General features: G+C 73.3%; 12 protein-coding genes, 1 other RNA gene and 1 pseudogene. 11 read left to right on the top strand and 3 right to left on the bottom strand.

Annotation, left to right across the window (positions count from 1 at the left end; all coding sequences use genetic code 11):
- The first annotated feature begins 7 nt into the window (after positions 1-7).
- From mpaM to ACFU8V_RS14825, 6 genes are read left to right on the top strand one after another with little or no spacing between them, the layout of a single operon-like run.
- On the top strand, positions 8-820 hold the full coding sequence (mpaM, locus tag ACFU8V_RS14800) for a daptide-type RiPP biosynthesis methyltransferase (protein ID WP_378872349.1): 813 nt from the start codon (positions 8-10) through the stop codon (positions 818-820).
- Entirely contained in the window at positions 817-2,502 is a 1,686-nt protein-coding gene (gene mpaP, locus ACFU8V_RS14805; RefSeq protein WP_378872352.1) for a daptide biosynthesis intramembrane metalloprotease, read from the top strand. The genes mpaM and mpaP overlap by 4 nt, the downstream gene beginning before the upstream one ends.
- Positions 2,499-3,221 (top strand): ATP-binding cassette domain-containing protein, encoded by a 723-nt coding sequence (locus ACFU8V_RS14810; protein WP_378872355.1) that lies wholly within the window; start codon positions 2,499-2,501, stop codon positions 3,219-3,221. The genes mpaP and ACFU8V_RS14810 overlap by 4 nt, the downstream gene beginning before the upstream one ends.
- Entirely contained in the window at positions 3,218-3,946 is a 729-nt protein-coding gene (locus ACFU8V_RS14815; protein WP_126893322.1) for an ABC transporter permease, read from the top strand. The genes ACFU8V_RS14810 and ACFU8V_RS14815 overlap by 4 nt, the downstream gene beginning before the upstream one ends.
- Positions 3,943-4,674, top strand: a complete 732-nt coding sequence (locus ACFU8V_RS14820) for a hypothetical protein (RefSeq protein WP_378872359.1) — start codon at positions 3,943-3,945, stop codon at positions 4,672-4,674. The genes ACFU8V_RS14815 and ACFU8V_RS14820 overlap by 4 nt, the downstream gene beginning before the upstream one ends.
- Positions 4,675-4,703: 29 nt before the next feature.
- Entirely contained in the window at positions 4,704-5,612 is a 909-nt protein-coding gene (locus ACFU8V_RS14825) for a rhodanese-related sulfurtransferase (protein WP_085606284.1), read from the top strand.
- A gap of 19 nt (positions 5,613-5,631) precedes the next feature.
- Here the strand turns inward: ACFU8V_RS14825 and ACFU8V_RS14830 are convergent, their stop codons facing one another.
- From ACFU8V_RS14830 to ACFU8V_RS14840, 3 genes are read right to left on the bottom strand one after another with little or no spacing between them, the layout of a single operon-like run.
- Positions 5,632-7,896 carry a transglutaminaseTgpA domain-containing protein gene (locus ACFU8V_RS14830; RefSeq protein WP_378872363.1) on the bottom strand — a complete coding sequence of 755 codons (2,265 nt, stop codon included), beginning with the start codon at positions 7,894-7,896 and terminating at the stop codon, positions 5,632-5,634.
- Positions 7,883-9,073, bottom strand: a complete 1,191-nt coding sequence (locus ACFU8V_RS14835; RefSeq protein WP_085606280.1) for a DUF58 domain-containing protein — start codon at positions 9,071-9,073, stop codon at positions 7,883-7,885. Before ACFU8V_RS14835 ends, ACFU8V_RS14830 begins: the two co-directional genes overlap by 14 nt.
- 10 nt (positions 9,074-9,083) lie before the next feature.
- Positions 9,084-10,073 carry a MoxR family ATPase gene (locus tag ACFU8V_RS14840; protein ID WP_085606278.1) on the bottom strand — a complete coding sequence of 330 codons (990 nt, stop codon included), beginning with the start codon at positions 10,071-10,073 and terminating at the stop codon, positions 9,084-9,086.
- A 116-nt stretch (positions 10,074-10,189) separates the two neighbouring features.
- On the opposite strand from ACFU8V_RS14840, the gene ffs reads away from it, so the two are divergent.
- The 5 genes and pseudogenes from ffs to ACFU8V_RS14865 all read left to right on the top strand — a co-directional run.
- Positions 10,190-10,286: signal recognition particle sRNA small type (gene ffs, locus ACFU8V_RS14845), an RNA gene on the top strand.
- 48 nt (positions 10,287-10,334) lie between these two features.
- On the top strand, positions 10,335-10,943 hold the full coding sequence (locus ACFU8V_RS14850) for a rhomboid family intramembrane serine protease (RefSeq protein WP_060922551.1): 609 nt from the start codon (positions 10,335-10,337) through the stop codon (positions 10,941-10,943).
- On the top strand, positions 10,940-11,638 hold the full coding sequence (locus tag ACFU8V_RS14855) for a hypothetical protein (RefSeq protein ID WP_253247423.1): 699 nt from the start codon (positions 10,940-10,942) through the stop codon (positions 11,636-11,638). Before ACFU8V_RS14850 ends, ACFU8V_RS14855 begins: the two co-directional genes overlap by 4 nt.
- Before the next feature lie 62 nt (positions 11,639-11,700).
- Positions 11,701-13,830 carry a phosphate acetyltransferase gene (pta, locus tag ACFU8V_RS14860; RefSeq protein WP_315109250.1) on the top strand — a complete coding sequence of 710 codons (2,130 nt, stop codon included), beginning with the start codon at positions 11,701-11,703 and terminating at the stop codon, positions 13,828-13,830.
- A pseudogene (locus tag ACFU8V_RS14865) lies at positions 13,827-14,107 on the top strand (hypothetical protein); the annotation flags it as partial. The gene pta and the pseudogene ACFU8V_RS14865, both read left to right, overlap by 4 nt.

A 14,107-nucleotide genomic window follows, 5' to 3' on the forward strand; every position in this document is an offset into this window, starting at 1 on the left:
TGCACGGATGACGTCCCTGATCACCGAGACCGTGGCGGCACGGCTCGACCTCGTCGGCGCGACCGCCAGGGCACAAGACCTGTACGCCGGAGCCGGCACCGACTTCTACGACCGGCTCGTCGGCCCGGACCGGGCGGAGATCCGCGAAGTCCTGGCACTCGCGCGCGCGGTCCCCGGACCCGTCCTGGACCTCGCCGCGGGAAGCGGACGGCTGACGATCCCGCTCGCACGCTCGGGGCATCGCGTCACGGCGGCCGATCTCTCCGCGGACATGCTCGCGCGCCTCCGCGGCGCCGTGCCGCACGGGGCGACCGTCGAGTGCGTCGTGGCGGACATGCGCGACCTCGCGCTCGGCGAGCACTTCGGCCTCGTCGTCCTCGGGGCGACCTCCATCACGCTGCTCGATCGCGAAGACCGGGCGCGTCTCTACGCGGGCGTTCGACGTCATCTGGCCTCCGCCGGCGTCTTCGCCCTCACCATCGCGGACGGGGCGTCGGCGGACGCTCTCGCCCTCCCGACCGACCGCGAGATCACAGTCCCCGGCAGCGCGGGAGACGAGCCCTACCTCTTCGCGCAGCAGGTCGAGGACGACGGCGCCGTGCGGCTGGTCAACTGGGTCCGCCTCGCGGACATCGCCCCGCGCGCGGAGGTGCCGGTCCTCACGAGTCGCCTGCACGTGCTGAACCCCCGACTCCTGGCCGACGAACTCGTCGAGGCCGGTTTCGAGGTGCCCGAGACGTCCCCGGTGCGGACGCCCGTCGGCGTGGAGATCCTCCTCCTCACCACCACCCGCGCCGAGGATGGAAGGGGCGGGCGATGACGACGGCAGGGCCACGAGCCGTGCGGCGACGTCGCGGACGAGGACGGGACGCCCTCACCGCCGAGTCGTGTCCGACCCTGGCCGCCGGCGTCGCGTTCGAGCCGACGGCGGAGGGCTCCGGGTGGCTCGCCACTGTCCAGGGCGTGCCGTCGGCGCGGCTGTCCCGACCGGTCGTCGACCTGCTGACGGCGATGGACGGCCGCACCGCGGTCTCCGCGCTGCGCGCCCGTTTCGCGGCGGGGGAGACCGACGAGAGCGTGCTGCGACTGATGGAGCGCTTCCGCGACAACGGGCTCCTGGACGGGGGTGCGTCCCGGCTGCCCGGCCGGGTCACGTATCGACCGCCGTTCACCGTGCAGTTCGCGACCCTCCGCGCGTCCGCGCTCTTCGCGCGTCTCGACCGTGTGGTCGTGCCCGTCCCGCGTCGTGCGGTCCTCGCGATCGTCGCCGCGGTGGTCGGTGCCGGGATCGTCGGCGCGGCCCTGCACCTCGGCGAGCTGGGCGCCGTGCTCGCTCGTCCGGTGCCGCTCGCCGGCTTCGCCCTCGTCGTCGTGGCGCTCGGTCTCGCGACCCTGGTCCACGAGACCGCGCACGGGCTCACCCTCACCCGGCTGGGAGGCCGGCCGCGGCGCGCGGGGTTCATGCTCCTGTACCTCACGCCCGCCTTCTTCGTCGATGTCACGGACGGCTGGCGGCTCCCCGACCGCCGGCATCGTGTGGCGATCGCCTTGGCCGGCCCCGCCGTCCACGCCACGGTGGCGGCGGTGGCGATGCTCGCCGCTCTCGCCCTGCCGTCGTCGACGGCCCGCGAGACACTGCTGCTCCTCGCGATCTCCTGCACGGTCGTCGTGCTCGTGAACCTGATCCCCTTCGTGCGCTTCGACGGGTACCTCGCCCTGATGAGCGCCCTGGACGAGCCGAATCTCCGGAGGAGGTCGATCCGCGACGGCGCGGGTTTCCTCGCACGCCTCCTGTTCGGGGCGCCTCGGCAGCCGCGGGCGCTGGAGCGGTGGTGGAGCGTGCCGTTCGGTCTCTGCTGCCTGGCGGCCCCGGTCATCATGGTGCTGTTCGCGGTCGTCCGGACCGCGCAGCTGCTCGACGGAGGCGGCCCGGCGGCGAGCCTCTTCGTGCTCACTCTGGAGGCCGTCGTGGTCGTGGCGGGCGTCGTCCTCCTGGTGCGCGCTCTGGTCCGGATGTGGCGATCCGGTGCCTCGCGGTTCCGCCTCGTCGGCGTGACCGCCGCGCTCGCGGCCGGAATCGTGGCCGCCGGCATCCTCGTCCCGGTCCCGACGGCCGCGGTGCTGGGGTTCTCCGTCGACGACGATCGGGTGGTCCTGGTGCAGGGCGGACGGGATCCCGGCACCCGCATCCCGGACGGCGCCCCGGTGGTCCTGGCGACGCGGGGCATCCTCGCCAGCGAGTACCGCGGCGAGGGGACGATCAGGACCCGACCTGCGACGGAGACCGAGGTGCCGGTCGAGGCGCTCTTCCCGGTCAGGACGCCCGGGGGATCGGTCCCGGCGACGGCCGTGGCGGAGGTGGAGGTGTCGGGGGAGCGCAGCGCCCTCCCGGCAGCGGGACAGGCGCGCGTGCAGCTCGGCACGGCGCCGCTCTGGCAGGCGCTCTGGGCGGCGGTCGCGTCGCCGCTGGCAGCTCTCACGAGCGAGGAGGAGAGAGGATGACCATGAATCAGCACGCCATCGAGGTACGCGGCCTCACGAAGAGGTTCGGACGCCGCACCGCTGTCGAGGATCTGTCGTTCGCGGTGCCCCGCGGGGCGATCGTCGGGCTTCTCGGCCCGAACGGCGCGGGGAAGTCGACGACGCTGCGGGCGATCGTCGGTCTCGTGCGGCCGACCAGCGGCGAGGCCGTGATCGACGGGGCGCCGTTCGGGGCGCTGGGCAACCCGGCCGCGCACGTCGGCGTCCACATGGACGGGTTCGGCTTCGAGCCCGGCATCTCCGGGCGACGGCACCTGGAGATCTGCCGACTCGCAGCCGGTGCGTCGCGCGGCCGCGTCGACGAGGTGCTGGACGAGGTGGGCCTCGCCGCCGATGCGCGCCGCCGCGTGAAGACCTACTCGACGGGCATGGCGCAGCGGCTGGGCCTGGCTGCGGCGTTGATCGGTGCGCCGCGGACGCTCATCCTCGACGAGCCGGCGAACGGTCTCGACCCCGACGGCATCCGCTGGCTGCGCGGGTTCCTCCGCGGCTTCGCCGTACGCGGCGGCACGGTGCTCGTCTCCAGTCATCAGCTCTCCGAGCTCGAGCAGGTCGTGGACGAGGTGGTCGTGATCAAACGGCGCGCGCTCTTCGCCGGGAGGCTGGACGACCTCGTCACGGGCGGGGCCGACTCGCTCGAGAGCCGGTACTTCGATCTCGTCGAAGGAGCCCCCGCATGAGCGGCGTGATCCGGGGCGAACTGCTGCGCGCGGTGAGCGGGCTGTCGATCCTGGCCGTGTACCTCGTCGCGGTCCTCATGCCGGCCTTCGTGCTCTTCTCCGACGGTTCCCGTCTCGCAGTGGACGGCCTCGACGCGGGCGCGGCGACGGCCCGGCTGCTGGAGCCGCTCGCGTGGTCGGTCATCTCGGCGGCGTTCGTCGGCGCGTACCCCGTGACGCGGGAGTACTACTACGGCTCCATGGACCGGACGCTCACGGCGGTCGGGTTCCGCCGCGCCTTCCCGGGGAAGCTGGTCGCCGGCGTCGTCATCGCCCTCGCGCTGGCCGTGGTGGTCGTCCTGCTGTGGATGCTCGGCATCTCGGTCTTCCTCGCCCGGCACGGGCTCAGCCTCGTGTTCACGGCGGAGGCGGGGCGCATCGTCGCGGGGGCTCTGGGCGGCGTGGTCCTCGGCGCCCTCATCGGCGGAGCGATCGGCTGGATCACCCGGAACTACTACGCGACGGCGATCATCGTCCTCGTCTTCCCGATGGCGCTGGAGTTCGCGATGCTGCGGACGGCACCCGAGATCGCGCGGTTCTCGCCGGGAATGGCCATCGCGGCGCTGAGCGTGCCGGAGTACCAGGGCCGACTGCTCGCCTTCGCGCCCGCCCTCGCCATCGGGACGGCGTGGGCGGTCGGCCTCGTCGCGCTCGCCGCCGTCCGGGGACGCCGGAGCGTCGCGTGATCGGTCGAGCGTTGCGGGCACAGGCGCGGGGCGCGGCCGGGGACGTCGTCCTCCTCGGGGTCGCGCTGGCGGCCTTCCTGCTGTCCCTCTCCCTGGCGACGAGCATCCCGGCGGAGCTCGCCGAGGCCCCGTCGGCGGCCAGGAAGGAGCTCGTCGCCCCCTTCGACGCCGTGCTCGCGACCTACGCCGGCATCCTCGCGGCCGTCTACGGCTCCTTCCGCTACACGATCGACCGGCGGGACGGCGTCGTCGCGCAGCGGCTGATGCTGGAGTCGCGGTGGGCGATGCTCGTCGTCCGCGTGCCCGCCGCGGCGCTGGGCGGCGCGGTCGTGGCGGTCGCCGCGGCGGTCGGCGGGCACACGGCGCTTCTCGTCACCCTGGGCGGCGTCCCCGTGCACGCGCCGGCCGTCGCGTCGGCTGTCGCCCTCGGTGCGGCCGCGGCGCTGTGGGGTCTGGGGATCGGCATCGTCGTGCAGGCGCATCTCGCGGCGCTCTTCGTCGCCGCCCTCTCGATGGGGGTGGGCCTCCTCGCGGCGATGTTCTGGAGCGCCGGCGCCGTCTATCTGCCGCTTCCCGGCCTGCTCGACGCCTTCCGGTTCGACGTGGCCGCCCTGGGCATCCCCGCGGGAGAGGGGCTCGGGCCGGCGGCGGTGCCGATCGCGGCGGGCTGGATCCTGCTCGCGGTCGGGGCGGGAGCGGTGGTGTTCCTGCGGCGGGACGTGAGCTAGCGCGACGGGAGGCGACGTAGGATTCCTGGGTGGCCACCCCCAAGATCGTCCTCTTCTACGCGTTCACCCCGCTCGCCGATCCGGAGGCCATCCGCGTCTGGCAGCGTGACCTCGGCGAGGCGCTGGGGCTGCGCGGACGGCTGCTGATCTCGTCGCACGGCGTCAACGGCACTCTGGGCGGGGATCTCCCGGCTCTGAAGAAGTGGGCGCGTTCGTTCCGCTCCTACGCCCCTTTCCGGGACACCGACATCAAATGGAGCGAGGGCACCGGACTGGACGAGGCGGGCCGCAGCCTCGATTTCCCGAAGCTGAGCGTGAAGGTGCGCGACGAGATCGTGTCGTTCGGCGCCCCGGATGAGCTGCGGGTCGACGCGCACGGCGTCGTCGGCGGAGGGGCGCGGCTCACCCCCGACGAGCTGCACGCCCTGGTCGCCGAGCGCGGGGACGAGGTCGTGTTCTTCGACGGCCGGAACGCGCTGGAGGCGGAGATCGGACGCTTCCGCGGCGCCGTCGTGCCGGACACCGAGACCACCAGGGACTTCGTGCGTCTGCTCGACTCCGGCGTGTACGACGACCTGAAGGGCAAGCCCGTCGTCACCTACTGCACCGGGGGCATCCGCTGCGAGGTGCTGTCGAGCCTCATGGTGTCCCGCGGCTTCGGCGAGGTCTACCAGCTCGAGGGCGGGATCGTCCGCTATGGCGAGACCTATGGCGACGACGGCCTCTGGGACGGATCGCTCTACGTCTTCGACGGGCGCGGATCCGTCGACTTCTCGGACCACGCGCGGGTGATCGGCGTCTGCGCGGGATGCGGGGCGGCGACGAAGCGCACCGCGAACTGCCCCGACCCCTCCTGCCGGGCGCAGTTCGTCGTCTGTGCGGACTGCGACGCGGTCGCCTGCCCGACGCACGCGGAGCCGTCCGCCGCGCACCTCTGACCGCGGCGCCTGCCGACCGTCAGACCAGGAGTCGGGAGTCGGAACCCCGCGGCGCATAGAGCGACCGCGGCAACAGCAGCGCCTCGGCCCGAGTCCCCCCGGCGACGTGCGCGCGGAGGCTGACGAGCACGGCCCGCAGGGGGACGGCGAGGTCGTCGGCAGCGGCGGACGTGCGCGCATAGTTCGCGCGCTCCACCGCCGTGACCAACCGGCCCAACGCGGCCTCGTCCGCACCTGCCTCCCTGACGAGCCCGGCGGCACGTATCCGCGGGCTCTCCGCGTCCGAGACGGGGATCCGGAGGTCGATCAGGGTGTCGCGCAGCTCCGCCCACGCCGCGGCGGCGTCTCCGTGGGCGGCACGACGCATCCGGAGGCGCCGCTCGAGGAACCGGACGACGGCGGGGAGGAGGAGCACGATCACCACGCCGAGTGTCGTGAGGAGGACCGGCGTCGGGTCGAGCCGGCGCAGCTCCCCGGAGTCCGTCGAGCCGGCATCCGCATCCCTCCGGTCGACCTCCGGCCCGGAGGTCTCCTCGGTCTGTGGAGCCGTCGTGGGTGCGGGGGTCGCCGGGCCGCTGCTGCTCCCGCCCCCGGTGGTGCCGGCACGGAAGGCCGTGGGGACACCGAGCGAGGCGGTCGGCTCGAAAGGCACCCAGCCGATGCCGGGAAACAGCACCTCGGGCCAGGAGTGCAGCTGGTCGCTCGACACCGAGAAGATCGACTCGTCACCGCGCTTCTCGTCGGTCGGCGAACCGGGGAGGTATCCGACCACGATCCGCACCTGCATGCCCAGGCTCTCGGCCATGAGCGCGAAGGAGCCGGCGAAGTGCACGCAATATCCGGACCGCTCTTCGAGGAATCGCGCCACGGCGTCGGCGCCGGTGCCGTCGAAGCCCTCGTCGACCGGCGTCTCCAGCGAGTACTCGAACTGCGACCGGAACCAGTCCTGCAGCGCGACGAGCCGGTCGTAGTCGGTCTCCTCGTCCGCGGTCACCTCGGCCGCGAGCTCGGGGATGATAGCCGGGAGCTCCACCTCCTCGTCCTGGTCGGTCTCGCGGGGCGGGGCCGCTTCCGTCGCACGGATCTGCTCCAGCGTCGGCGTCACGCGGAGCGAGGTCACGGTGTAGTCGTTGCCGACCGCGTCGGCGCGGCGGGAGAACAACGTGCGGTTCTCGGGCGAGACGCGCCACGCCGCGCTGAGCCCCTGCACGTCCGTGGCCGGATACGGCACGGGCAGCCAGGAGCTCGACATCCGCAGCACCCGGATCGAGGTCGTCTGCTCGGCGGCGGTCACGTCCTCGCTCCACTCCGCGTCGCCGAACCCGTCCGCCTGGGACTGGAGGTCGCCGCGGTCCGGCTGCCAGACGCGGCCGTCGAACCGGGAGAGCGTCGTGAGGCGGAGGTAGGGAGCGGTATCCGCCTCGGTGGCCACCGTCAGCACCTCGACCGGACTCGGCTGTCGGAGGTCGTCGCCCAGGCGCAGGGAGGCGTCGACCGTGACGCCGACCCCGGTCCCGGCGATGCTGGATGCGACCGGGAGCAGCGGGGTCACGAGGAGCGTGGTCGCGATGGCGGCCGCCCCGACGGAGACCGCGACACCCGCCGAGGCGCGGCGCGGGGACTCGGGGTGCCGTCGCGCCGTGACCCGGAACAGGAGGAGGGCCACGACCGCCGCGATGGCGAACCAGGCCACGTTCGGCGGCCCCAGCGTCACGATCATGGGCACCGCGCCGACGGCACCCAGCAGGACGGTGGCGAGGACGGCGGCCCGGTGGGCGAGGAGGTGGTCGAGCAGGATCGCGACGAGGGCGAAGCCCGCACCCAGGGCGGCCGCGAGCCCGGGGGAGGCCTCCAGCGGAGCCGAGCCGAACACGATCTCCTGGACTGCTGCGGAGCCGAGGGCCTGGAACAGCGTGAGCGTGTCGGAGGTCGGCACCACCCCCGCGATGGCGGTATCTCCCGCGAGGAGCAGGGTGAGGAGACCGACGGCCACGAGGAGCTGCGCGAGCAGGGCGACCAGCCCGACGACGGTCGCAGGACGGTCGCGCAGCAGATGCCGTACGAGCATGCCGGCGCCGATCACCGCGACGACGACGAGGGTCACGACGAACGACCAGACCCCGGGGGCGATGACCGCGGTGAAGGGCCAGAGCGCGGTGAGCGCGGCGAGGGCGGCGAGGGCACCGAGGGGCAGGATCCCGGCCGGCTCCTCCCGATCGCGGTGCCAGCGCGGGCGGGTGCCGGTGGGCACGGCGGCGGGCCGCGGCCGCTCATCCCGGAACATCGACGGCTCCCGTCCGTGCCGAGAGCGCGTCGTCCCAGGCCTCGGCGACGTCGGTGCCCAGTCGCGCCACGGTCCAGCCGTGCTGTCGGGCGGCCTCCTCGGTGCCCGGCAGCGGGTCGGTGCTGAAGAGGAGCGGTGCGGCGGCGCCGGCGGGGCGGAGCAGCGCGGCGTCCTCCTCATCCAGTCGGCCGGTCACGTAGACGAGCGGTCCGGGCGGTGTCCCGCCGAGCAGGGCGACGAGGTCGCGACGCTCGCCGCGCGGCGTGACCATCGCCAGCGCGACCAGCAGGCCGTCCCGGTCGTCCTCGTGTCCGCGGAGGGCACCGAGGAGCGTGCCCGCGCTGTCCAGGACGTCGACGCTGTATCCCTCGGCGGCGAGATGGAGGGCGGCGGATGCGCACAGCGAGACCGCGGCCTCGAACGTCGGATCGATCTCCTCGGCATTCGCGGTCCACCCGCTGCCCGAGCGGTCGAGAACGACGACGGCGTCCGGGCTCGACTCCTCCTCCTCCTGCCGGACCATGAGCTCTCCGCGGTGCGCGGTCGCCCTCCAGTGGATGCGGCGCATCGAGTCGCCGGGCGCGTAGCCGCGGGGCGAGAGGTTGTCGCTGCCCTGGCCGAGCCGGGTGGAGGAGGTGTGCGCCGTGCCGCCCGCCGCGCCGATGCGGACGGCGAGCGGGGTCAGCGCGAAGACCTCCGGGACCACCGTGATCGTCCGCGTGTCGCCGAACGCCTGCTCCCGCTGCGCCAGACCGAACGGATCGACGGTGCGCAGCAGGAGCGGCCCCAGGGGCCAGACGCCGCGGCGCACGCCGGTGACGAGGTAGCTGAGCTGCGGGGTGTCGGCGGGGTATTCGCCTCCCGAGTCGCCGGTGACGGCGGAGGGGAGGACATCGTGCCACAGCCCGTGCGGCACCCGGAGGGCCCGGAGCGTGAAGCGGACCGTCACGCGCGAGGTCTCCGAGACCGTGAGGAGGTCGGTCGAGATCTGCCGGGTGACCGTTCCGGAGCGGCGGGGGAGGCGGACGGCGAGAGCCGCGAACAGCGTGAGCGCGGCCAGCAGGACCCCGAGGTACAGCAGGATCCGCGCACCGAGGATGTTGGCCGCGATCACGCATCCGAGCGCGGCGATGAGCGCACCGGTGCCGCGCGGCGTGAGCAGTCGACGTCGGCGCATGGCGGTGTCCTCAGGAACGGGTCGCGACGGGCACGCGCACGCGCTCCGCGATCTGGGTGAGCGCCGCCTCGACCGGCTGGGCGCCCGCCCGATGCGCGCCGCGGGCCGGGAGCAGCCGATGGGCGAACACGGGGATCAGCAGGTCCGTGATGTCATCCGGGATGACGTAGTCGCGGCCGTCCAGTGCGGCCCAGACCTTCGCCGCGCGGACGAGCTGCAGCGTGGCCCGCGGGCTGGCGCCGAGGTGCAGGCTCGGGTCGGTGCGGGTGGCCTGGGCGAGGGCGACCGCGTACTCCTCGAGTGCGGGCGCCACGTGCACGGCCCGGGCCCAGGCGATGAGCTGCGAGATCGCGGTGGCGTCCGCGACCGGGGTCACGGTCGCCAGCGGGTTCACGACGTCACGCTGCCGCAGCATGAGGGCCTCGGCTGCGGGGTCGGGGTAGCCCATCGAGATGCGCATCATGAACCGGTCGCGCTGCGCCTCGGGGAGCGCGTAGGTGCCCTCCATCTCCAGCGGGTTCTGCGTGGCGACGACGAGGAACGGGTCCGGCAGCCGATGCGTGGAGCCGTCGACCGTGACCTGCCCCTCCTCCATGGCCTCCAGGAGCGCGGACTGGGTCTTGGGGGAGGAACGGTTGATCTCGTCGGCGATGACGATGTGGGCGAAGACGGCGCCGCGCTTGAACTCGAACTCGCGATCGACGGGGTTGTAGACCGAGACCCCCGTGACGTCGCCGGGCAGGAGGTCAGGGGTGAACTGGATGCGCCGGACGGTGGCGTCGACGGTCGCGGCGAGGGCGCGGGCCAGCATCGTCTTCCCGACGCCGGGCACGTCCTCGATGAGCAGATGGCCTTCGGCGAGCAGGCAGACGAGGGCGCTGCGCACGGCCTCGGGCTTCCCGTCGATCACCTGGCTGATCGAGCCGAGGATGGCCGCGGTCTGGGCGGCGAATCCGTCGGCGTCGATCGCGACCGGGCTCAGGGGGGCGTTCTCTGGCATGCGTTCCCTCTCGTCCGGCGCAACGATGCGCGTGCATCGATCGTACGCTCCGCACGGCCCGCGGGACCATGCCGGGCTGCGGTCGTCGGGTCCCGTCGGCGTCGGGTAGAGTGGACGACGGCTCTCCGCGTGGCGGCATCCAGGCCAATTCCCCCAGGGCGGAAACGCAGCAAGGGTAACCGGGCTCTGCTGGGTGCGCGGAGGGTCTTTTCTTTTGCCCGCGTCCAGCCGGCCGCAGGGTGCTCCTGCGAGAATCGAGCGGTGACCGTTCCTCCGCCGGCCAGACCCGAGCATCCGCTGCGGCGATTCGCGTCGCCCGTGCTGCTGCTCGCGGCCATGTGGGCGGTGCAGTTCGCGGACGCCGTGCTGCCGGGCTCCTTCAGCGGCCTCGGCATCCGCTCGTGGGACCCTGCGGGACTCCTGGGGATCGTCTTCGCCCCGCTGCTGCACGCGAGCTGGGCGCATCTGATCGCGAACTCCGTGCCGTTCCTCGTGCTCGGCTGCCTGGTCGCGGTCGAGGGCACGCGCCGGTTCTGGGCCGTCACCGTGATCGTCGCGGTCGTCGGCGGGCTCGGGACCTGGCTCGTGAACGCCCCCGGCACGCTGACCGTGGGCGCCTCCGGGCTCGTCTTCGGGTACTTCGGCTACGTGGTGATGCGGGTGTTCGCTCCCGGCCGCGTGTCGCACCGCATCCTCTACGCGGTGATCGCCGTCGTCGTGGTCGGCCTGTACGGCGGCACCATGCTGGCCGGGGTGTTCGGCGTCGCGGACGGCGTGTCGTGGCAGGGCCATCTGTTCGGCGCCATCGGGGGTGGTGCGGCCGCGCTCGCCGGACGGCGTCCCGACCAGCGCCGCGCCGTCGGACGATGACGGCTCCGCGCACGAGGAGGACGACGGCGACGCGGACCACGTCGACCCGGCGGCCCGCCGCGTCGCGCGAGGCCGCCAACCGCCGACGCCGCGAGGCCCGCCGTCGGGCCGCCCGGCGCGCACAGCGGAAGCGGATCCTGCGGCGCGTCGCCGTGTCCGCCGCGGTGGTGGCCGCGGGGGCGGTGCTGCTCGTGCTCATCCCGCTGGGGCTGGCGAGGGATCCGGCGCCGGTCTGCCTCGACCGGCCGTCGACCTTCCCCCAGGCGGGCGTCGCCGGGTGGAGCGGCGAACAGCTCGAGAACGCCGCGACCATCATCCGCACCGCCGACGAGCTCGGGTTCGCGCGGGACGGCCAGATCCTCGGCGTCATGACCGCGATGGGGGAGAGCAGCCTGCGCAACATCGACTACGGGGACTGGGAGACGCGCGGCTGGACCAATCCGGATGGATCGCGCACGACGAGCATCGGCCTCTTCCAGCAGCAGGAGTGGTGGGGGAGCGCGGAGCAGCGGATGGATCCCGCCACCGCGGCCCGCCTGTTCTTCGAGCGCCTGGCGCGGGTCCCCGACTGGCGGTCGATGGCGCCCTCGCACGCCATCCACCGGGTGCAGGTGAACACGGACCGGGACTACTACACGCGGTACCAGGAGGATGCGACGGCCGTCGTCGACGTGCTGTCCGGCCCGTGCGAGTGACGCGCGCGTTTGTCACGGCAGCGGCGGGGTGCGGTGTCGGGGTGCCCGCCTAAGCTGGAGCCGTGTCGCGGAGCATCTACATCACCTCGGCCGAAGGCCACACCGGGAAGTCGACGATCGCCCTCGGGGTGCTCGATGCGCTGATGCGCGTGTCGCCGCGCGTGGGCGTGTTCCGCCCGATCGCCCGCGCGGTCGCCGAGCGCGACGAGATCCTCGAGCTGCTGCTCGCCCACGACGGCGTCCAGCTCGACTACGAGGACTGCATCGGCGTCACCTACGACGACGTGCGCGCCGACCCCGAGGGCGCGCTGTCGACCATCGTCGCGCGCTTCAAGGCCGTCGAGGCGCAGTGCGACGCCGTCGTCATCGTCGGCAGCGACTACACCGACGTCGCGAGCCCCGCCGAACTCGGCTTCAACGCCCGGATCGCGGCGAACCTCGGAGCCCCCGTCCTGCTCGTGCTGAGCGGACGCGACCAGCAGCGGCAGGCCGAGCAGCTCGGCACGACCACCGCGCGGGAGGCCGCCGCCGTCGGCCAGATCGCCGCCCTGGCGCTGCCGGAACTCGCCGAGGAGCGCGCGGAGCTGTTCGCGGTGGCCGTGAACAGGGCCGACCCCGACGGGCTCGACGCCATCGTCGACGCGGTGCGGGCCGTCGTCCCTGCCGGCACCCCGGTCTGGGCGCTGCCCGAGGATCGAGCGCTCGTCGCGCCGTCCATCCGCGGCATCGTGTCGGCCGTCGACGGCACGCTGCTCAAGGGCGACGAGGATCGTCTGACCGCGGTCGCGCTGTCGATCGTCGTGGCCGGCATGTCGATGGTGAACGTCCTGCCGCGCCTCACCGACGAGGCCGTGGTCGTGATCCCCGCAGACCGCACCGAGGTGCTGCTCGCCGCCCTCCTCGCCGACTCCTCCGGCACGTTCCCGCGGATCGCCGGGATCATCCTCAACGGACCGTTCCCGCTGCCGGACCCGATCCTCCAGCTGCTCGACGGCTTCGCCTCCTCGGTGCCGATCATCACCACCGACCTCGGCACCTACGACACGGCGGTGCGGGTGATGGGCACCCGGGGCCGCATCTCCGCCGACTCGCGCGGTCGCTACGACCGGGCGCTCGGACTCTTCCAGGCGCACGTCGACGTGGCCGAGCTCACCGAGCAGCTCGGGCTCGCGGAGGCGCACGTCGTCACGCCGCTCATGTTCCAGTACGGCCTGATGGAACGCGCGCGGTCCGACCGCCGCCACATCGTCCTCCCCGAGGGCGACGACGACCGCATCCTCCGGGCGGCGGCGGCGCTGCTGTCCCGCGAGGTGGCGGAGCTGACGATCCTCGGCGACGACGGCGCGATCCGCGCGCGGGCGGCGGAACTCGGCGTCGACATCGCCGGCGCGCACGTGGTGAGTCCCACCGACCCAGAGCTCGTGGAGCGCTTCGCCGCCGAGTACGCCCGGCTGCGCGCTCACAAGGGGATCACGCTCGCGCAGGCCGCCGACACCGTCACCGACGTCTCCTACTTCGGGACGATGATGGTGCACCTCGGGCTCGCCGACGGCATGGTCTCCGGCGCCGCGCACACCACGGCGCACACGATCCGTCCCTCCTTCGAGATCATCAAGACGAAGCCGGGGGTGAACGTCGTCTCCAGCGTGTTCCTCATGGCCCTCGCCGATCGTGTGCTCGTGTACGGCGACTGCGCGGTCATCCCCGATCCCACGGCCGAGCAGCTCGCCGACATCGCGATCTCGTCCGCCACCACCGCCCGGCAGTTCGGCATCGACCCCCGCGTGGCGATGCTGTCGTACTCCACCGGCGAGTCCGGGTCGGGGGCCGACGTCGACAAGGTCAGGGCGGCGACGGCGCTCGTGCGCGAGCGCGCCCCCGAGCTCCTCGTGGAGGGTCCCATCCAGTACGACGCCGCCGCCGATGCGGCGGTCGCCAAGGCGAAGCTGCCGGACTCGGCCGTGGCGGGGCGGGCGACGGTGTTCGTCTTCCCCGACCTCAACACCGGCAACAACACCTACAAGGCGGTGCAGCGCTCCGCCGGCGCCGTGGCCATCGGTCCGGTGCTGCAGGGGCTCAACAAACCGATCAACGACCTGTCCCGCGGCGCGCTCGTCGACGACATCGTGAACACGGTGGCCATCACGGCGATCCAGGCCCAGGGCGACGAGCGAGCGGGGGAGGAGGCATGAGCGCGATCCTCGTCATCAACAGCGGGTCGTCCTCGTTGAAGTACAGCCTCATCGACACGGCGCACGAGGACGAGCTCGCCAGCGGGCTCATCGAGCGCATCGGGCAGGACTCCAGCCCCGTCGCCCACACCGTGCGCCCGGAGCCGGGTGACGGACCGTCGGCGACGATGCTCGACGCCACCTACCGGGGGGGGGGTAGGGGGGTGTTGGGGGCGAGAGGAGCTATGTGCTGGGTGCGCGCTAGGGTCCCGATACCGGGCAACCCCCCCCCGGTCAC

The sequence above is a fragment of the Microbacterium sp. NPDC057658 genome (assembly GCF_042799975.1).
GTDB lineage: Bacteria > Actinomycetota > Actinomycetes > Actinomycetales > Microbacteriaceae > Microbacterium.